Source organism: Candidatus Bathyarchaeota archaeon, assembly GCA_026014735.1.
In the GTDB taxonomy this organism is placed as follows: Archaea; Thermoproteota; Bathyarchaeia; order Bathyarchaeales; family Bathycorpusculaceae; genus Bathycorpusculum.
On the sequence record JAOZHT010000002.1, the window covers coordinates 298,337 to 317,673 of the forward strand.

Sequence of the window (19,337 nt, forward strand, 5' to 3'; positions counted from 1 at the left end):
AAGAAAGGGCCTAAAGTGCAGGCAGCTTGTTCATTTTCTCAGCCATAAATTGCTTGGCTAAGTCATGTTCATCAAAGCTGGAGAGCACCTTCTTTGATTTCTTGAAGAGTTCCCCTTCCTCCTCCTCTATGTGGTGGCTTATTGTTTCGCTTAGAACCTTAACCTTCGCCAACTTGGTTTCTTCATCTGAGGATTCATCGATATCCGACATCACCTTCCTTGCTAGGTCATGCTCTTCGAAGGCTTCCAATGTGGCACTTCTGGTTTCTTGGGCATTCTGCAGCCGAGGATAGATTAGTTTCTCTTCGCCCTCCATATGCATCATCAGGGCTTTGCGGATTTGCTCATAGACGTTTCCCTGGAAGCTTTCTTCGTCCACAATCTGCTTAAACAGGTTCTTAACGTCTTTATGTTCCAGCTTCAGCAAATCATAGATGGTGGGGTTCTTCTCCATTTCTTTACGTTCTTTCTTGATTTCTTTCTCGATAGCGGTTTCTTCCATTCTCAATCACCTCCACGTTTCTCTGCAAGATAACAAAAAATGGTTGCACTCACCTTGCCATCTCCCGACAGGACTCAGCACATCGCCTACAGACGCTTGCGCATTCCTTCATGAAGTCATCTTCGAAGCGGTCGCAGACGTCACTGCATTCATCGCAGATGTCAGCGCATATGCCGCAGGTTTGTGGGTAGTAGGGGGAGTTTCGGATGATGAAATCGGCGTTGTTGCTGCAGATTTTAGCGCAGTCCATAAGCAAGTTGATGTGTCCAGGCTCAGAATGTTTACCGCGCATTCGCAGGCACCGCATGGTGGTTTCAGTACAGCTTTGATAGCAATCCAAAGAGTCTTTGAGGCATTCGCGGACTTCATCACTATACATCATCTCGCAGCTTTGGATGCGCTCAAGCTCCTCCATGGTTCCGGAAATTCTGCCTGCGAGGGGCGACTGATTTTTCTCTGACCAATCCCCCTCAGCAGCCTCTTGCACGGGAGCCCCGGCTTGCGCCGTTTTATCTGGCTCTTGGCTTTTAGACGCGTTTTGGACCTTAGGGTCAGTTAATTCTTCGACGACATCAGGTTGATTCTTCTCAACTTCCGCTTGGTTTTTGACAGTTTTAGATATGCCTCTTCACCTCCCATCAATCAGCCGTGGAAAAAAACAGTTGCAAGAGAACCCTCTACCTAGCTCGTTGGGGTTGAATGTGACTGATGATAGGATTACATCTTTACTTCTCGTTGGCTTTGATTTAAAAATATGTGGCTACTTTTTGCGCCTACATAAAAACCACACTTTTAAAGAGGAAAAGATGGGTTGCCTAAGCGAACCATAGCTTAAGCATTTATTTCTTGGGTAAAAGCTCACTTAACTCGTAGCTTGCGCCGCAAAGCACGCTGTCTGCTCCGCCATAGTAAACTATGACTTGATCGTCGATTTGGACGTTGCCGCAGCTGAAAACCACGTTTGGCACGTCGCCGAGGCATTCATACTGTTCCGAGGGTGTCAAGATCGCGTTTTCTGTGCGGTGAAGCACCTTTTCGGGGTTAGCCTTGTCCAGTAAAGCCGCGCCCAGTGAATAATGGTTGTTTTCGTCTACGCCATGGTAAATGAACAGGTAGCCTTCGTTTAATTCGATGGGTGTGCCTGCTGCGCCGATTTTTTTGCTGTCCCACTTTCCGTCCCGTGGCTCCATGATGGATTTGAAGTCGTGCCAACGTTTCAGGTCCTCTGAGTAGGATACACAGATGCTGGGTTCGATCCGATGGAACATCATGTATTTTCCGTCAACTTTGCCAGGCAAGATAACTGCGTCTTTGTTTCGTACACCCGGGAATGGTAAGCTGCGTTCTTTCCAGTTCCAGTTGCGGTGAACGAAGTCTCTGAGATTTATCGATGTTAGCGAAATCTGGAAGATAACTGGGAAATCGTGGTTTCGGTATGCTGTGTAGGCCATTATGCATTGGTCGCCGATTATGGTTAAGCGTGGGTCTTCGCAGCCGTCGCGTTCTGCATGGTGCAGCGGCGTAAAAATCGGTTGCTCTAAACGTTCAGTTATGTTAAAACCGTCGTTGGATGTTGCTAAGCCTAGTCTTGAGACCATATCGGTTCCTTGTGCTCGATAGACAATGTGGACTTGGCCTTCGCTGTATATGGCTGCAGCGTTAAATACGGACCTATTCTCCCAAGAGTTCGACTTAATTGGTTCTAATATGGGATTATGTGCAAAGCGTTTCACTAAACCCCTCTCCCTTCGGAAAAAGTCATCGGCTAGGTGAAATATAAACCTCATGCAAAACCTAAGACAAAACGTCCTGTGTGACTGACCATACACAATCACATGCGCTTAAACAGAGCAAAATGCTTTAATTAAAACGTGATTTACTTTTGGCTAACACTATCCTTGGCGTCCCTCAACTGAGTAGCGTTAAAGAAGTTGCCTTCGTAAGCACTTTTCCCCCAAGAAAATGTGGGATAGCAACCTTTACAGCTGACTTAGTTAACTCCATCGGGGAACTGCATAAGCTTAAAAACCAAACTGTAATCTCCATCGATGGACGCCGCTTCTTTAAGCCATCGTTCGAGCAGTTAGAACATAAAATCGGACGCGACTTTCAGGAGGATTATTTGTTGATGGCGGATTTTCTAAACAAATCCAGCGTCAACGCTGTTAATGTGCAGCATGAATTCGGCATCTTCGGGGGAGAAGCAGGCGAGTACATCTGCTCTTTTCTGGAGAGGCTCAAGCATCCAGTTGCCACTACACTCCACACAGTGCTGCCGAACTTTGAAGACAAACCCAAAGAGGTCTTCGAGAAGGTGGTTGAGAGAAGCCAAGCCATCGTGGTGCTAAACGAAACCACCCGTTCACTTGTCAGGCGCTATGGGGTTCCGGACCGAAAAGTTAAGTTGATTCCCCACGGCTGCCCAGATTTACCCCTGGTGCCCACGGAGAAAGCCAAGGCTGAAATTGGCTTAAAGGACAGAGTGGTGCTCTCGACGTTTGGGCTACTATCTAAGGGCAAGGGCATCGAGCACGTTATTGAAGCGTTGCCGGAGCTAGTTAAGAGGGAGCCACGCATCATCTACTATGTTTTGGGGGTAACGCATCCTGAAGTGAAAAAACAGGAGGGAGAAGCCTACCGCAACAGGCTCCACCGCATGGCCAAGAGCCGCGGGCTCAGCGGACACGTGCGATTCCTCAACCGTTTCCTCTCTAAACCCGAACTCTACAGATATCTGCAGGCAACCGACGTGTACATCACGCCTTATGTGTCACCCAATCAGGTAAGCAGCGGCACGTTAAGTTACGCTTTAGCCGCGGGCAAAGCCGTGGTTTCCACCCCCTACCTGCACGCGCAAGAGGCCCTTGGCGAGGGACGCGGGGTCTTCTGCGGCTTCAACGACAGCGACTCCGTAGCCGAACGCGTCAACGAAGTTATCGAAAACAAGGCGCTGCGTGAATCTTTAGAGCAGAAAGCCTACAGCTACAGCAGACAATTCACTTGGCCGCTAGTTGCCAAAAAATACCTAGACCTCTTCGATGAGTTAACCAGAGAATCGGAGATGAATCAGCCATACACTTATCCCCCATAAAAATAGATTACCTCAAAGCCCTAACCGACGACACCGGCGTTTTCCAACATGCCAAATTCTGCATACCCAAACGGGGAGAAGGCTACACAACCGACGACAACGCCCGCGCCCTCATCGCAGCCATAAAATATCACCGCCTCACAGGAGACCCCGACATGCAGCGGCTTGCCCATGTTTACCTTGCTTTTCTTAATCATATGCAGAAGCCCGACGGCAACTTCCACAACTACCTCGGCTACGACCGCAGCTTCCTTGACATCGACGGCTCCGAGGACTGTGCGGGGCGGACGCTTTGGGCTTGCGGATGCACCCTTAATTCCCAGTTGCCCAGGGACATGCGGCTGGTGGCAAAGGACATTTTTGACCGTGGGCTACCGTGGGTGTGGAAATCGATGTCGCTGAGGTTTTATTCCTCGGCTATACTGGGCTTAGCTGAATACTACCAGGCATTACCCTCCGAGGACATTAAGGCCAATTCTATGCAGCTTGCCGACAGCATGGTGCAGCGTTACCGAGATGAAGCTAAAGAGAATTGGCGCTGGTTTGAACCCCACTTAACCTACGGCAACGCCCGATTAACCCAAGCCCTCTACGTCGCCTTTACTCTGCTAAAAGAGCCCCGTTACTTGGAGGTGGCGGAGGAAGCGATGGATTTTCTGCTCCAGACCCAGATGTTAAACGGCGTGTACGCGCCCATAGGCAACGACGGCTGGTATAGGCGCGGAGAAAAAAGAGCGCTTTATGACCAGCAGCCCATAGAAGCCGCCTGCATGGTGGAAGCAGCCGTCGACGCCTACTACGCAACCAAAAAACGCCGCTACCTCACCGTAGCCAACCAGGTTTTCGGGTGGTTTCTGGGACGCAACAGCCGCGGGGAGGTCATGTATAACTGTGAGAGCGGAGGATGCTATGATGGCCTCGGGGCGGATTGGGTGAACATGAATCAGGGCGCGGAATCCTCCATCTGCTATCTGCTGGCGCGGCTAAAGCTTGAGGAAGCAAAGCAGGGGGCAGGCTGGCAGAAGAGAATTTAAGGGAAACCCCCAAGTATTTTTGGGTTAAACTGCGTTTTTTTGGAGGCATAATTTTTGTGTGAACCTGTGCTTAAGGTAAGGGACATAATGTGCAAAACAGTCATCACGGCCAAAGAGGACATGTCCATTCAGTTGGCTGTGCAGTTGCTTAATGAGCGGCATGTGGGGTCAGTGGTGGTGGTTGATGACGAGGATAAAGTCATCGGCATCTTCACTGAGCGGGATGCCGTGCGGTTGATGGCAAGCAAGTTCTCCACGCAGGAGCCGCTGAGCAAAATTATGAGTCGCCACGTCGTCACGATTTCTTATCAGGCCTCCTATGATGAGGCGAAAGAGCTTATGCTAATCCATGACATACGCCATCTCCCCGTGATAGACGAAACCGGCAAGCTCATCGGGTTGTTTTCGCTGCGGGCGTTCTTTGACGAAATCATGGGGATTAAAACGCCGCTTCCAAGCGCCACGTAGGAATCCGCCATGGAACGCTACATCGGCAACCCCATCCTGCAGCCTATAGAGGCGCATCCGTGGGAGTCCCGTGAAGTCTTCAACGCCGCAGCCGTCTACCTTAACGGCAAAGTCCATTTGCTCTACCGCGCCATAGGCAACGATAACATCTCAAGAATCGGTTACGCCTCCTCCAGCGACGGAGTCCACATCGACGAGCGGCTGGCAGAGCCCGTTTATTCTCCGAGGACGGCATATGAGAAAGACGGCTGCGAAGACCCCCGCCTCATAGCCATCGACGACGAGTTAATCATGGCCTACACTGCCCTACGCGAATACAGCCACCTGCAAGTCTACCAGATCGCCCTAACCACCATTAGGCAAACCGATTTTTTAGCCAAAAAATGGAAGTGGACGCCGCCTAAGCTGCCGTTTCCAGGCATCCGCAACAAGGACGGCGTGTTGTTTCCCCAGAAAGTCGGCGGCAGATATGTGCTGATGCATCGGGTGGAACCTGACCTCTGCATTGCCTTCTCGGAAGATCTGAATCATTGGTGTGATATACGTTCGGTTATGGGTCCGCGGGCACGCGGGTGGGATAACTGGAAAATCGGCGGCGGCGCCACCCCGATTAGGATGGGGAATTATTGGCTGGTGGTTTATCATGGCGTAAGCGTGGAGCGGCTTTACTCGCTGGGCATCATACTGCTGGATGCCGACAAACCCGAGCGGGTGCTTTACCGCTCCAGAAAAGCGGTTCTTTCGCCGAAAAGAGACTATGAACGCTTCGGCAAAGTCCCCAACGTCGTGTTCAGCTGCGGCAACGTAGTCATCGGCGAGGACCTCTTCATTTACTATGGCGCCGCCGACAGCAGCGTCTGCGTAGCCAAAATAGGGCTGGAAAAACTCCTTGCCTCCCTGCGCCAGTAACTATGCCTTAAGGATGTGGTAGCCTGAGGCTTTCCGCAGCCGATTCATAACCGCCAACCCCAACCCCTCCGAGGGCACACTCTCAGCTAAGATAACATCCACGCCCTCCGCATCGACCTCTCGGAGCAGCCGAAACAGGTTCTGGGCAACGGAGGGAAGGTTATGGCGGCTGCCCATCGACTGCACCACGTAGGCGCGGTAAGCCGGCAACGTCTCATCGGTTGCAAGCACGCCGACTCTGCTGCCTTTTTGCTTGTAAGCGTCAATTAACTCGCGGATTTTGCGGATAACCGCCTCCACGTTGCCCTCCACCAGCACCACCTCGGCTCTGGGCGCGTAATGCTTATGTTTCATGCCGGGGGACCGGGTTTGCTCCAGCGGCAACTCGGATTCCGCCTCCACAAACGGATGCAGCCGCAGGGATGGCAACGCAGCCTTCAATGCCTCGTAGGGGGTTCCGCCGGGCCGCAGCAGCATCGGGGGATCAGCGCTTAAGTCCACAACGGTGGATTCCACGCCTATGCTGGTGGCTCCGCCGTCCACGATGGCGTCGATGCGTCCGTTGAGGTCCTCGAAAACGTGGGCTGCGGTGGTTGGGCTGGGTTTGCCTGCGAGGTTGGCGCTGGGCGCGGCGATGGCGCAGCCGCTCTGGCGGATTAGTTCAAGCGCAACGGGGTGCCTTGGCATGCGGATGGCAACGGTGTCTAAGCCGGCGACGGTTACGCTTGGCAGCTTGGGGGAGCGCCTAAAGACAAGCGTTAAGGGCCCAGGCCAAAACTGCGTCATAAGCGTCTCCGCGTCGTGGGGTACCTCCAAAACCAGGGGGGTAACGTCTTTGGCGTCGGCAACATGCACAATCGGGGGGTTGTCCAGTGGACGCTGTTTGGCTTGGAAAAGACGCGTAACCGCCTCGCCGTTAAGTGCATCCGCGCCGAGTCCATAAACGGTCTCTGTGGGAAACGCCACCAAGCCGCCGCGCCGGATAATCTCAGCTGCTTTTTGCATCAGGAATGCATCGGGGCTTTGGGGGTCCACTCGGAGCATAAGCGTGTTCATTTCATCTGCCACCTATCCAGCACCACGGAGGTTTCGATTTGCCGCCACGGTATATTCCAGTATGTCCGCAGAAGCTTATTTGTCTCTTCCCTACCAAGCAGCCTGAATCCATGTTTCTGGTAGAACCCGATTGCCCAGATTGCATCTGTCCATGTTCCCACCAGTATCCGCCTGGTCTGGGCTAAGTCAAGCAGATAGCTGAGGAGTTTTTCGCCTATGCCCCGCCGCTGATGGCTGGTAAGGGTGTAGGCATGGCGGATCAGGGTGACGTCGCCGACTTCCTGGATGCCCATAACCGCCACCAACACACCGCCGTCGAGGTACCCGTAGAATTTTACGCCCGAGTCGATTTCGCCCTGCAGCTCCTCGGCGGGCATGTAGGGGGTTTTCCAGCAGTCCAAGGGGATTTTGCCGCGGTAAGCTTCTGAGGCGTCATCTATTATGTTGTAGATGGCTTGGAAGTCCTCGGCGAGGAGCCTGCGAATCATGAAACCACGGGGGCTATATGGCGGTGGGTTCTTTTTGGTTGCTGCCTTCGGTTTTAAGCACCTTATCGATGAGGTGCATGAAGAATTCCTGCGCCTGGATTTCGCTGATGCGGTCAAGGTAAACTGAGACCATGGCGATTTTGCCCTTTTTGGCTGCGACGTACTCTGAGAACATGCGGGCGGAGATGATGTGTTTGTCGCCTAGAAGCACCGAGGAGGTAACTTGGCCTATGTTGCCGGCGGGTTTAGGCACCGCAATAGCTAAGGTTCCCATGCGGTCCTCTTTTTCGCTAAGCATAATCATAACTGAGTTTTTAGCTTCCACATACACAGCCAGAAACCGAGTGTCCTGCTGCTGAATCTCTTCCTTCTTAACGTTGGCGCGTGTCAACTTTCTCCCTCGTATTTTGGTTATGCATCAAACACTTAAAAATACTTCACACACAAAAGGGGCAGTTATCCAAGCTGCAGCAGGGCGACTGATCGGTTGGGCAGCGGCGGAGTAGGGGGCTTTTTTGGCAAAACTATAAGCAGAACCAGGTCACAGTGGTCAGGGTAGGCTTGAGGCATGAAGAAAAGCAGCCGAATCAGGTACTTCTTGATTCCCATATTCCTCATCGCCGTATTGACGGTTTCAGCCCTTGCTCTGCAGCAGACCTTCTCAGGCGCACCCCAAGCAAAAGCTGACCCAGGCGTGTATGTGGGAGTGGCTTTCGGCGGAAACACCACCGAGCAGGCCAAGCTGCTTATCGACAAAGTCAAAGACTACACGAACCTCTTCATTTTGGCATCCGGCAGAAACCCCATAAGCGAAAACCAAACTAAAGTGGAGGAAATCTGCAACTACGCCGTTGATAACGGCTTAAGCGTCATAGTTAACTTGGGTATCAAAGATTACAGAAACTCCTCTTTCGCAGACTGGTTTTGGGACCAAGCCTCCTTAGACCCCATTAAGCAGCGCTGGACGGAAATGTGGGGCGACAAGTTTCTGGGCGTCTACTACAACGATGAACCCGGCGGCATTCAGCTGGATGGCTCCTGGAGACGCTTCTTTGAAAGGCAAGGCGACCGCCTTGGCGAGAGCGATTCTGCTGCGTTGCAGTCGCTTGAGGAAATACGCCAAAAACTGCTTGCGTATGTGGAAAACGGAACACGGCCCAACGCAGATGACTACGAGTTGGAAGCCAACTTCTTTTTGGAGTACATCATTATGGGTGACCCCGGCATCGGAAACTTGACTTACTCCGACATCACCTCGTTTACCTCGGATTATGGGTTGTACTGGTGGGATTACAAGGGAGGCTACAACGTGATGCTGGCGGAACTCGGCTGGAACGTGAGCTTAGCGGAGCAGATTGACCTTGTGAAGGGCGCCGCGCGGCTGCAGGATAAGGAATGGGGCACCATGATTACCTGGAAGTATTATCAGCCGCCCTACTTGGACAGCGGCGACGAAATCTACGCTCAGATGCTATCCTCGTATCAGGCGGGAGCGAAATACATCGCCGTCTTCGATTACCCCTACAACGACACCGCCAACCCCTATGGCGTCCTCACCGACGACCACTTCGCGGCGATGCAGCGGTTCTGGAGCGACGTCACCACCAAAAGCTTCCCCGACATGAGCCAGCCCGTGGCGGCGCTGGTGCTGCCTAAAAACTTCGGGTGGGGACTACGCAACCCCGACGATAACATCTGGGGCTTCTGGACAAGCGATAACCGCACTGAGCAAACCGCAGTGGTTACAAGCCAGCTGCTCTCGTACTATGGCACCCAGCTTGACATTATCTATCAGGATCCGCATTTCCCAATATCTAGCGTCGACTACCAGCACATCTACTACTGGAACTCAACCGTGCCCTGACCCCAAAAACTGTGTAGGCACCGACGCGAGTTATTGCCCCTTATTGAGCAATAAAGTCTGGAAGAAGCTTTATTGAGGGTTGAGGTTACCGCTTGGTTTTTTCCTCAGTTCCACAAGCAGTAAAGCCGTCAAAGCAGGAAAGAAAAAGCCAACGATACCGGAAACAGCGGAACTTGCAGCCATGCTTAAGTAAACTCCAAAATACGATGGATACAGGAGTATGTTGACTGAGTACAGAATTGCCGGCCCTAATGTGGCGCCTAAAAGCGTGGCTAACACCGTTGACTTCTTTGCTTTAAGGTTACCGTGGTTAGCTAATAAATAAAACACGGCGAAAAATACTCCAAGCCCCACCAGGCTAAAAAATGTTCCAAGCAGCAGGTTTGTTGACAACATGGATTGAGCAGCTATGCTTGGTACTGCAGAGAGCGATGCACCGGTCATCAGAGGCAGAAACGTAAATCCCATGGATAATAAGAATGCAACAGAAAAGGCGATCAAAGCGTTTTTCATTTGCTTCCCACAAGTCAGCATTTTATTATTAACTTAAATAAAAGGTTTGCCCCATGCTGATATATATGCACCTTAACGCTTAAAAATTATTGTGAATACCACCGATAATCTTTGATGGGCAAGTTATTTCTCTTTTTTGGGGCAGCCAGCATGGTGCGAGGTTAACTCGTGGTAAACCACTTTTTCGTAATCCACATCTGAGAAGCTGTGGCAGTACTGGCAGCACCATTCTTCGCCGTCAAGTCTCTTATGGGGCATACAAGGGTAATGTTGATTCAGGGATAAAAAGGAGGCCTCGTATACGGAAGCATCGCCAAAACACAGAAAAACCGCAGAAAACCAAAAACAGACGCCTAAACAGAAAACAAAAAACCCAGCAGACGCCCAGCTGCCCCAGCCTGCAGTCGGCAAACGCATGGCAATCCAACGGAAACCCCGGCAGATGCTGAGCCTATAAATAAGGGGGTATAGAGAAAAAAACGCACGTCAGCGCAGATTTCCCCAATCGCCTCCACAGACAACCCAGAGCCAACCCAAGCGCCCAGACGCCAACAGCCAAAAACAGTTCGGAAATCCTTAATATATGCGGTATTCATTTCTGTGCTGGAAGGAATAAACATTGAGTGACGATATATCCAGATTACCACCTAACGTTCAAGAGAGACTGCTACGGCTCCAGCAGCTCCAGCAAACCCTGCAGACCATCATGGCGCAGAAGCAGCAGGTTGAAATGGAGAAAAACGAGGTAGAGCAAACCCTCGCTGAACTCACCAAAACCGCAGACGACGCCAACATCTACAAAGCCATCGGCTCACTGTTGGTGAAAGCAGACAAAGCCAAAGTCACCGAAGACCTAAACGAGCGCAAAGAGCTTCTGGGAACCCGCAGCACCGTCATTGCACGGCAAGAGGAACGCATAAAAAGCCAGGTTAAAGAAGCCCAAACTAAACTCCAAGAAGACCTCAGCCCAGTTTCAGGTCAACCCCTATCCTAAACTGGATGTATGCTTGATGGTTGAACTGGGCTTTCCAGAGTTAACCATCGAGCAAATCGAACTTTTATGCCAAACCGCCGAAGCAGCAGCCCAAAAATTCATCACTGGCAAGGTCTCGGGCAAAAACATCCAACGCCTCGACATCAGCGTGGAAGCCGATGGAGCTAAACCCGTCAACGTCACCGTCGAAATTGACCTGCAACTTGACAAAACCGCAGGCGACATAGACGCGGAAACGTTGGTTAAGCAAGCCACTGATGAAGCACATAGGGCAGTAGAGAATTTTCTGAGAAAACTAACATGAGCTTCCAAGACATCGTCAAACTCCTCGAGGAAACAAAGGCAGGGTTTGTGCTGCTGCTTTGTCACCGCAGCGCAGACGCAGACGCCATCTGCTCAGCGTATGGCTTGCAGGGACTGCTTAAGCGGTTTTTGCCCAACGTCGTTGTGGAGATTGGTTGTCCCCAAGGCATCAATAAGCCCGCCAAGACGCTGCTGGAGAATATGCCTATAACGGTGAACTTGAAACCCAACATTGAATCAGCCGAAGCCATCATGCTCGTGGACATGAACACCATCGAGCAACTCGACGAAGTCGCAGCAGTAATCAAGAAGTCACCTGCCCCCAAACTCATCGTTGACCACCATGCACCAAGCCAGGAAACCCTCCAAATCTGCAAGGTCTGCATCATCGACGAGAAAGCCGCCGCAAACTGCGAACTCACCTATCGCCTCTACGAGCAAGCCAACGTAAAACCCACCCATAACGAAGCCAAAGCCCTCTTCATCGGCATCGCCTTTGACACACGCCACTTCGCCCTAGCCAATTCCCCCACGTTTGAAGTCATCGCCAAACTGGTTGTGGAAGGCATCGACGCCCAGCAGACACTGGCAACCTTCGCCTTACCCATCGAACCCTCCGAACGAGTCGCCAAACTCAAAGCAGCCAAACGCGCAAAAATGGTAAAAGTCGAAGGCTGGATAGTGGCGCTTTCCCACGTCAGCGCGTTTCAGGCGCCAGCAGCCAAGGCACTGGTGGATTTGGGAGCACATATGGCAGCGGTTGCAGGCAAAAAAAACGGGAAACTTGAAATCAGCCTGCGCAGCACACGCCAATTCCAAGAGGGCACAGGAGTGCATTTGGGCGTGGACATTGCCACTCCGCTAGGCGAGTACCTCTCAGGTGTTGGCGGTGGACACGCGATGGCGGCTGGGGTGAGCGGCAAGGGTGAAATCCAGGATGCGCTCAAGCAGTGCCTGAAGCTTTTGAAGAAGAAAATGGTTAAACCCGAGTAGCATCAGCCCAAAGTAGCGATTAATGCTGTTTAGAGGGTTTAGTTATGTATAGAGGGTTTAACGGAAATGCTTATTTAAGGTTAAAACTTATGAACTGAAAACCCCAAAACTGGGTAGCTACGCTTAAATTCAAACAACCACGCTTAAGGTGGATGGGCACACAAATGGCTATAATCGAAACTAGAAACCTCACATACACCTATCCAGGAGCATCCAAACCCTCAATCAGCGATGTATCCATCAAGGTGGAGAAAGGAGAGTTTGTGCTCATAACCGGCCCCAGCGGCTGCGGCAAAACCACGCTTTGCCGAACCTTCAACGGGTTAGTGCCGCATTTCTACAAGGGCGAAATCAAAGGCGAAATCACTGTGGCAGGCATAAACACCCTAGACCACCACACCTACGAACTCGCCAAACACGTTGGGTTAGTTTTCCAGAACCCCGAAAACCAGCTATTCGCATTATCCATCGAAAAAGACGTTGCATTCGGCCTTGAAAACGTAAGTTTGCCCCGTGCAGAGATGCGCAAGAAAGTGGATTGGGCACTAAACCAAACAGGCATCTATGACATCCGCGAACGCAGCCCTCATGAAATCAGTGGGGGACAGCAGCAGCGGGTGGCGATTGCAGCGGTTTTAGCGATGGAACCCGACATCATTGTGCTTGATGAACCCACTTCTTTTCTGGATCCGCTGAGCGCCGAAAAAATCTTCGAAGTCATCTACCGCCTCAACAAGGAACAGGGCATAACCGTGATTCTAGTCGAGCACCGCCTGGATTTAACCGCCAAATACACCGACCACCTCATCGTTATGGATCAGGGCACAGTGCGCTTAGAAGGTGACCCCAGACAGATTCTAAGCAACGAGGAAACAAGACTAATCGGCGTAGGCATCCCGAAAGCCACGCTGCTCTACCAGATGCTGCGCAAAGAAGGCTGGAACCTAAGCGACAAAACACCGCTGTCAAGCGAGGAACTGGCAGATCAACTTTTGGAGGCGCTATCGCCCTGATAGAAGCCCAAAACGTCCACTACAGCTACCCCAGCAAAGTCGAAGCCCTAAAAGGCGTCACACTCACAGTAAAAGACGGAGAATTCGTCGCCATCATGGGGCAGAACGGCGCAGGCAAATCCACCTTCGTTAAACACTTCAATGGCCTGCTTAAGCCCTCATCGGGCACAGTCAAAATCGATTGGGTAGAAACCACCAAATCCTCCGTGGCATCGCTGGCACGCAACGTGGGCTTTGTCTTCCAAAACCCCGATCATCAACTCTTCAGCGAAACCGTCGAGGAAGAAATCAGTTTCGCCCTCAAAAACTTCGGCTTCGACACAAAAGTCATCGAAGACCGCGTAACATGGGCACTCAACCTGCTCTCGCTCAGCCAGTACCGCAAGACCTCACCGTTTCTGCTCAGCGGCGGCGAACGCAAACGAGTAGCATTGGCTTCTGTTTTGGCATGGGACCCCAAAACGTTGATTCTTGATGAACCCACCATCGGCCAGGACCATGAGCAGAAAGAGAAGCTGCGCCAGTTCATTATGCAGATGCAGACGCAGGGCAAAACCGTCGTCACCGTCACCCATGATGTGGAGTTCGTGGCGGAATGTAATCCCCGAGTGGTTTTGATGAAGGAGGGCAGAATCGTGGCGGATGGCGTGGGCTGCGAAATCCTCACTGACCCCGCGATGCTGGAGTTATCCTCGATTGTGCTGCCGCAGATTGCGCAGGTGTTCACGCGGCTTTCATCGCTTGGATTGCCCAAAGACGTTATAGACATCTATCAGGCTAAGGCGCTTCTGCAGAAAACCAAGGAGAGACTGGGCAAATGAGTGTTTTCGACGGCTTAAAATACCGCAAGGTCACCTCGCCCATCCATAGCCTGGATCCACGCATAAAATTCGTCTACGTCATAGTCATCTTCATCGCAGCCATCATGTTCTACAATGTCCTGCCCCTACTGGCCCTGTTTGTTATGCAGCTGCCGTTTGTTTTTTTGGCGCGGGTACAGCGGCAGTGGCTGCGTTCGCTAAGAGGCGCCGCTTTCCTAGCGACCTTCATCTTTGTGCTCAACGTAGGCACCACCTACCTCACCAACAACTACACCCTCACAGCGGCAAACATCGAGTTTGCCTTAAGCATGACGCTACGCTTTGTGGTGCTGGTGGAGTCGTTTAGCGTGTTTTTCCTCACCACCTCCCCCGATAACCTTGGGCTGGCGCTGGAGCAGTCACGGGTCCCCTACGAATTCGCATTCGCCTTCACCACCGCAGTGCGGTTTGTGCCTGTGCTAGCAGAGGAAGCCCAAACCATAATGGACGCCCAGAAAGCCCGCGGATTGGAACTGGAAAAAGGCGGCTTGCTCAAACGCATCCGCAACTACATCCCCGTGCTTATTCCGCTTATTGTAAGCGCGATTCGGCGAAGCCTCGAATTGGCGGAGGCGATGGAGTCACGGGCATGGGGCGCCTGCAAAAAACGCACCAACCTCTATTCGCTGCGGCTTCAAAGAGGCGACTATGTGCTGATTGTGATAAGCGCTTTGATTTTGGCGGCTGCCATCTACATCTACGTCTTCGTAAGCATCCCCACGATAGTTAGCTTACTTTGAAGAATAGCTAATAAAAACTAAAGTTAAGCGTCATGCGCAATTGTAATATAGTCAGTCGAAAATAGGGTCTATCGATGGAGTGAGGTAACTTGGAAAGGTTTATGAAACGAATACTTATCGACAAAGATGTTTTGGGCGGAAAACCAGTTATCAAAGGTACACGCATCCCAGTATACCTCATCATCGAACTGCTTGGAAACGGCTTAACTGAAAAAGAGGTCCTCTGGCAGTACCCAACTCTTACAGAGGAAGACATCAAAGCTGCACTTCTTTATGCATCAAAGTGCATCGAAAACGAGGAAACAATAATCATCTAAAGGGCTCACCCTTGCCTTCGCTGATTGTTGACGAAAACATCCCAAGAGAAGCAAGACAATGGTTAGTCAATAAGGGTTTTGAGGTAACAAGCGTTTCTCAAATAGACCTTAAAAGCGCTAAAGACTATGTGATAGCAAAATATGCCATGAAAAACAATTTGGCAATTCTCACTTTAGATAACCATTTTTCGCGCCTATACCGGATGCTGAAAAGCGACCAGTTGACAATAATCCTAATTAAAGCTAAACCGGCACTACCTGCAAGCATCGTAGAAGCCCTCGACTTAGCACACAAAAAAATAAACCTAAAAACCGCAAAAGGCAAACTGTTGATTATATCAAAAAATAAAATTCGAATAATCACTCAAGCCTAGGGAAACCCTTAAGCCCAAAAAAACAATTACAAAGCAGGGAATTTGATGTCTGAGCACACCCGTTTTGGACCCGCAGGGGTACCGCCCATGTTCCGTTTGCTAGGCGCCACCACAGTGGACACGCCACGGCTCCTCCACGAAGAAGGCCTAGACGCGTTTGAGTATCAGGCTGTCCGCTGGGGCGCAAAACCGCAGATTAAGCAGGCAGACGCGGTGAAGCTGGGGGAAGAAGCACGTAGAAACGATGTGCGGCTAAGCATGCATGGTAGCTACTTCATCAACCTCTCAGGCAAACGTGACGTTGTGGAAGCCAGCAAGCAGCGTCTCCTCGCCGGCGCAACCGCCGCAGACTGGATGGGTGCATACGTGATGGTGTTCCACACGGGCTTCTATGGCAAGTTCGAGAAGGAGTATGCGCTTAAAACCTGCATTGAGGCACTCAAGGAAGTCAGCGCGGAAATGAAGGCGCAGGGACTTAGGGTGAAACTGGGACCCGAAACCATGGGACGCAAATTCCAGGTCGGCACCATAGACGAAATCATAGCTATAAACCAGCAAGTTGAAGGCACCCAACTCGTGGTGGACTGGGGGCACCTGCATGCGCTACATCAGGGCACCTTCAAAAAGAAGGAGGATATGGCATCTGTTGCAGAGAAAATCGAGCGTGAACTCGGCACACAGGCGCTACGCAGCATGCATTGTCACTTCTCAAAAATCGAGTTTTCCGCGCAGGGCGAACGCAAACACCACACCCTTGATGAGGCAGGATTCGGACCAGATTTTCGGCTGCTGGCTGAGGTGATTTTGGATTTCGGGATGCATCCAACCATGATTTGTGAATCGCCGATTCTGGATGTAGATGCAAGAAAGATGCAAGATATCCTTAAGGAAGTATCAGGTTTGAAAACAGCCAATCGGACACCTTAGTACTGCAGGGTGGATTGAGGCTAGCTGTTGCTGCAGCAGGAAAAATGCGGTAGCTGATTCGGATGCGTGTGAAAAATGCGGTTTCTAATATCACTTCTTAATTAACAACAAAAAGAAAAAGGGTATTGTTTAGTTTGTGGTTAATGTCTTCTCTGCATCAAGATTACGAGTGCGCCTACGACTACTATGACGATTATGATTGCGATTGCCCACCACATAACATACATTTCAGTAGCCCCTGCTGTTCCGTCTGGACCAAGTGTGGGGGTTGCTTGAGCTTCGATGACATTGAAACCTGTTTGAGCGTATGACGGCCAGTATCCGTGTGTTCCCTGGAATGTTGCAAAGACTGAATAAGCGCCTGAAATGTCGGGGGTCCATGTAAACGTGTAGAAGCCTGAGGCGTCCGTTGTTGTGGTGCCAATGTTTCGGTAGTTGTTGTTTGAATCTAAGACATCTAAGGATACTTCAACACCAGAAGCGTTCATCGGTTGCGGGAATTGCTTGTAAACGTATTTCATCCACTCGCTCATGCTTTCATCACTGACCACGGGCACTCCATTGGGGAACCGCATCATTATTCCAGCATCCTGTGAACCCGGCGAAATGTCGGTCACGTGGCCTTGGATGAGTACACCGCTGTTAAGCTGCAGGTTTCCTCCGTTAACAGTTATTGTGGTTTTAGTTGGGCCTCTTCCGATCGCGTAGATGCGTTGATCGTAGGTGTCCATAGCTGCGATGATGCTGTCGCCCATGACTGCGTTGCCGCCCCAGCGTGTTGCACGGAACATGCCGTTTATCCTCCAGATTACGCTGCCATCGGTTGCATTAAGGCAGATGAAGGGTCCGCCGCGGGGCAGAGGCTGCTCTGCAGAGTGCTCGACGGTTCCAATGTAGACTTTGCCGTCGGCTATGTTTGTTATCCAGCCCCACCAGTTGCTGCCAGTTACCGGTTCGTTGTATGGATCATACATATCGTAGGTCCATGCTGTGTCTCCCGTTGCCATGTCGTATGCGTATACTATGCCTCCGACGCCTACAGAGTAGAGTTTGTCATAAGCAAAGTACCACGTGTGTTCTGCGTTGCCCCAGCCATACCAGTCCAGCCAGATTTCCGGTTCTGTTTGCCACTTGAAAGATCCGTCTTCCGTGCTAAAGCCATAGTGCGTGGTGAGTTCTTTAGACCATACGGAGATTATGCCGCCTTCGACGTTATCGCTTGCGCCGCCATAGTGCAGGGTGTTAAAGCCGTCGAACCATTCGGCCGGTGCAGGCCAGTTTCGGTCGAATATCATTGTTCCTCTTGATGCGGGGTCGAGATTCAAACCCCAGACTCTTACTTGCGTGAGGTTGTAGTCAACAGCCACGATTCTATCTTCAGGATATACTCGCAGGGTTGGTGCACCAAATGATGTGTCATATGTTAATCCTGCTTGAAGGCTCACGTTCCACGAGTAAGCTCCAGGAACCGACGCGTTCACAGTCTGTTTATGTACAACGTTGCCCCAGCTTCCTCCAGAGAATCCAGTTGCTATTGTTTCCCCGGCTGCTGTTGAGTTCCAAAGCGCCAGCCACCGGTTATTTGGCCCGAATATGTACAGCAAGATTTCGCCGCTTGGACCCCTAACTTGAACGCCGCCCGAAGGCACGTTTGTCATGGTATATATCCATTCGCCCGTGAAGGGATCCATCGCTGTCCAGGTGCTGCCGGAGATTGTCCATAGGTATTCAAAGACGCCATCGGTGTTAAAGCTGTTAAAGTAGAGGATTTGGCCAAAGTTAATGTTCGTATTATTCCTAAACCATAGTTCTTCGCCTGTATGCAAATCAACTGCTCTCACTCCAGGTGTTTCAGTGGGGCCTCCAAAACCGGCGGGATTCACGTTATAGTATAGAATTCCGTACATTATGACTGAGTTCTGGAATTTGCCTTCGTATGCGTCTCCTGTTTCAGCGGATGCTGGCACTAACCCTTCGCCCCATAAGCCTCCGGTTAAGCCGCCAATAGTCATTTGCTTAGCCCACAGTACGTGAGCGGTTTCTGGTGCATCATCGTTGTATGGTGAATACGAATTAGGCGGTCTTTCCACCCAGTTTCCTGAAATAGAATACCAAGATCTAAGTTGCGGGTCTATTGGGCGTGTCCAAAATTCAGTCGGAAGGGGTAAGTCTGGATATGCCGGCAGGGGTTCGGCTTGTACAACAAGTTGCATTGATACGCTGCTTGCTAACATCACTGTGCCCGCCACTAAAGAGACTCCTCGTTCAGATGCAAACCACGTTTCCGTCACGTTCTGCTGCGGGAAGTAGGTTGTAAGCGTATAGTTCCCAACTATGGTAGGTGTAAATGTGGTGAAGCTTGCGCCTGTAGAGTCAGTTCTGAATGGACCCAAGGTTTCGTTATGGCCGTCGGGATAGGTGATTCCTACAGTTATTCCTACCCAGCCTAATTCCACGCTTCCTAATCCCTCAGAGATCCCATATCGAATCAACACTTGTTCGTTAACTCCGACGGGATTAGGGACAGCATCGATTAACGGATAGGTTTTTATGCGTGTTGGCGCTTGCGCTGGTATCGTGGGGATTATCGTTATTGCTGAAGCTGCAAAGATCAGTATTAGAATCATTCCGATTGTATTGGTTTTCCTCAAAACATACACCTTATTTTGTTGTTTCTTAAAACTTTTCTTTTTGGTTTCTTAAAAGAGAAAAACCGTCTTAGCCAAGCCTATCAAGGAGTAAAAAGACGGCTTCTCCACATAGCCCAACGTTAAATTTACTAATAAACAATTGTTAGTAACAAGAGTACAATCACATGTTTTGGCAAGCCGACAAGAACAACAGCAACCAGAAAAGAAGGCAAATAATAACAATTATGGGGAATCTAAATC

General features: G+C 50.9%; 23 protein-coding genes. 14 read left to right on the plus strand and 9 right to left on the minus strand.

The annotated features are described in order from the left end of the window. Positions 1-10 precede the first annotated feature (10 nt). From NWE93_07380 to NWE93_07390, 3 genes are all read right to left on the minus strand, one after another. The gene (locus NWE93_07380; GenBank protein MCW4000044.1) at positions 11-502 is read right to left on the minus strand and encodes a hemerythrin domain-containing protein; all 492 of its coding nucleotides are present in this window, start codon (positions 500-502) and stop codon (positions 11-13) included. Between the two features lie 49 nt (positions 503-551). After that, a complete protein-coding gene (locus NWE93_07385; GenBank protein ID MCW4000045.1) occupies positions 552-989 on the minus strand; it encodes a four-helix bundle copper-binding protein in 438 nt (145 codons plus the stop codon). A gap of 352 nt (positions 990-1,341) precedes the next feature. Next, positions 1,342-2,289 carry a glycosidase gene (locus NWE93_07390; GenBank protein MCW4000046.1) on the minus strand — a complete coding sequence of 316 codons (948 nt, stop codon included), beginning with the start codon at positions 2,287-2,289 and terminating at the stop codon, positions 1,342-1,344. 95 nt (positions 2,290-2,384) lie between these two features. Between NWE93_07390 and NWE93_07395 the strand changes: the two genes are divergently transcribed. The 4 genes from NWE93_07395 (at position 2,385) to NWE93_07410 (ending at position 6,004) form a co-directional block, all read left to right on the plus strand. Then, complete coding sequence (locus tag NWE93_07395) at positions 2,385-3,593, plus strand: glycosyltransferase family 4 protein (protein MCW4000047.1); 1,209 nt, start codon at positions 2,385-2,387, stop codon at positions 3,591-3,593. 155 nt (positions 3,594-3,748) lie between these two features. Then, positions 3,749-4,627 carry a glycosyltransferase gene (locus tag NWE93_07400; protein ID MCW4000048.1) on the plus strand — a complete coding sequence of 293 codons (879 nt, stop codon included), beginning with the start codon at positions 3,749-3,751 and terminating at the stop codon, positions 4,625-4,627. A 54-nt stretch (positions 4,628-4,681) separates the two neighbouring features. Next, positions 4,682-5,095: a CBS domain-containing protein gene (locus tag NWE93_07405; GenBank protein ID MCW4000049.1), complete on the plus strand. Its 414-nt coding sequence runs from the start codon at positions 4,682-4,684 to the stop codon at positions 5,093-5,095. A 9-nt stretch (positions 5,096-5,104) separates the two neighbouring features. Further along, positions 5,105-6,004, plus strand: a complete 900-nt coding sequence (locus NWE93_07410) for a glycosidase (protein MCW4000050.1) — start codon at positions 5,105-5,107, stop codon at positions 6,002-6,004. Here the strand turns inward: NWE93_07410 and NWE93_07415 are convergent, their stop codons facing one another. The 3 genes from NWE93_07415 to NWE93_07425 are packed head-to-tail and all read right to left on the minus strand — an operon-like array spanning position 6,005 to position 7,939. Next, entirely contained in the window at positions 6,005-7,060 is a 1,056-nt protein-coding gene (locus NWE93_07415; GenBank protein ID MCW4000051.1) for an L-threonylcarbamoyladenylate synthase, read from the minus strand. Then, a complete protein-coding gene (locus tag NWE93_07420) occupies positions 7,057-7,548 on the minus strand; it encodes a GNAT family N-acetyltransferase (protein ID MCW4000052.1) in 492 nt (163 codons plus the stop codon). Before NWE93_07420 ends, NWE93_07415 begins: the two co-directional genes overlap by 4 nt. A gap of 13 nt (positions 7,549-7,561) precedes the next feature. Further along, positions 7,562-7,939: a hypothetical protein gene (locus NWE93_07425; protein ID MCW4000053.1), complete on the minus strand. Its 378-nt coding sequence runs from the start codon at positions 7,937-7,939 to the stop codon at positions 7,562-7,564. 177 nt (positions 7,940-8,116) lie between these two features. Between NWE93_07425 and NWE93_07430 the strand changes: the two genes are divergently transcribed. Then, on the plus strand, positions 8,117-9,412 hold the full coding sequence (locus tag NWE93_07430; GenBank protein ID MCW4000054.1) for a hypothetical protein: 1,296 nt from the start codon (positions 8,117-8,119) through the stop codon (positions 9,410-9,412). Between the two features lie 69 nt (positions 9,413-9,481). On the opposite strand, the gene NWE93_07435 is transcribed toward NWE93_07430, so the two are convergent. Both NWE93_07435 and NWE93_07440 read right to left on the minus strand, forming a co-directional pair. After that, a complete protein-coding gene (locus NWE93_07435) occupies positions 9,482-9,925 on the minus strand; it encodes a hypothetical protein (GenBank protein MCW4000055.1) in 444 nt (147 codons plus the stop codon). A gap of 123 nt (positions 9,926-10,048) precedes the next feature. Further along, on the minus strand, positions 10,049-10,183 hold the full coding sequence (locus NWE93_07440) for a hypothetical protein (GenBank protein MCW4000056.1): 135 nt from the start codon (positions 10,181-10,183) through the stop codon (positions 10,049-10,051). A 361-nt stretch (positions 10,184-10,544) separates the two neighbouring features. Here NWE93_07440 and NWE93_07445 point away from each other — a divergent pair, with 361 nt between their 5' ends. The 9 genes from NWE93_07445 to NWE93_07485 all read left to right on the plus strand — a co-directional run bounded on the left by NWE93_07445 (position 10,545) and on the right by NWE93_07485 (position 16,446). Then, positions 10,545-10,919, plus strand: a complete 375-nt coding sequence (locus tag NWE93_07445; GenBank protein MCW4000057.1) for a prefoldin subunit beta — start codon at positions 10,545-10,547, stop codon at positions 10,917-10,919. 16 nt (positions 10,920-10,935) lie between these two features. Further along, a complete protein-coding gene (locus NWE93_07450) occupies positions 10,936-11,223 on the plus strand; it encodes a DUF3194 domain-containing protein (protein ID MCW4000058.1) in 288 nt (95 codons plus the stop codon). After that, positions 11,220-12,215, plus strand: a complete 996-nt coding sequence (locus NWE93_07455) for a DHH family phosphoesterase (protein ID MCW4000059.1) — start codon at positions 11,220-11,222, stop codon at positions 12,213-12,215. The genes NWE93_07450 and NWE93_07455 overlap by 4 nt, the downstream gene beginning before the upstream one ends. A gap of 164 nt (positions 12,216-12,379) precedes the next feature. After that, entirely contained in the window at positions 12,380-13,228 is an 849-nt protein-coding gene (locus tag NWE93_07460; GenBank protein ID MCW4000060.1) for an ATP-binding cassette domain-containing protein, read from the plus strand. After that, on the plus strand, positions 13,228-14,049 hold the full coding sequence (locus NWE93_07465; GenBank protein ID MCW4000061.1) for an energy-coupling factor ABC transporter ATP-binding protein: 822 nt from the start codon (positions 13,228-13,230) through the stop codon (positions 14,047-14,049). Before NWE93_07460 ends, NWE93_07465 begins: the two co-directional genes overlap by 1 nt. Next, the gene (locus tag NWE93_07470) at positions 14,046-14,828 is read left to right on the plus strand and encodes an energy-coupling factor transporter transmembrane protein EcfT (GenBank protein MCW4000062.1); all 783 of its coding nucleotides are present in this window, start codon (positions 14,046-14,048) and stop codon (positions 14,826-14,828) included. The genes NWE93_07465 and NWE93_07470 overlap by 4 nt, the downstream gene beginning before the upstream one ends. 101 nt (positions 14,829-14,929) lie before the next feature. Further along, positions 14,930-15,145, plus strand: coding sequence for a DUF433 domain-containing protein (locus tag NWE93_07475; GenBank protein MCW4000063.1), 216 nt, complete (start codon positions 14,930-14,932; stop codon positions 15,143-15,145). 11 nt (positions 15,146-15,156) lie between these two features. Next, a complete protein-coding gene (locus NWE93_07480) occupies positions 15,157-15,519 on the plus strand; it encodes a DUF5615 family PIN-like protein (protein MCW4000064.1) in 363 nt (120 codons plus the stop codon). Positions 15,520-15,564: 45 nt separating this feature from the next. Further along, positions 15,565-16,446: a TIM barrel protein gene (locus NWE93_07485; GenBank protein ID MCW4000065.1), complete on the plus strand. Its 882-nt coding sequence runs from the start codon at positions 15,565-15,567 to the stop codon at positions 16,444-16,446. 140 nt (positions 16,447-16,586) lie between these two features. Here NWE93_07485 and NWE93_07490 read toward each other — a convergent pair whose 3' ends face one another. Then, the gene (locus tag NWE93_07490) at positions 16,587-19,097 is read right to left on the minus strand and encodes a PQQ-binding-like beta-propeller repeat protein (protein ID MCW4000066.1); all 2,511 of its coding nucleotides are present in this window, start codon (positions 19,095-19,097) and stop codon (positions 16,587-16,589) included. Positions 19,098-19,337 lie beyond the last annotated feature (240 nt).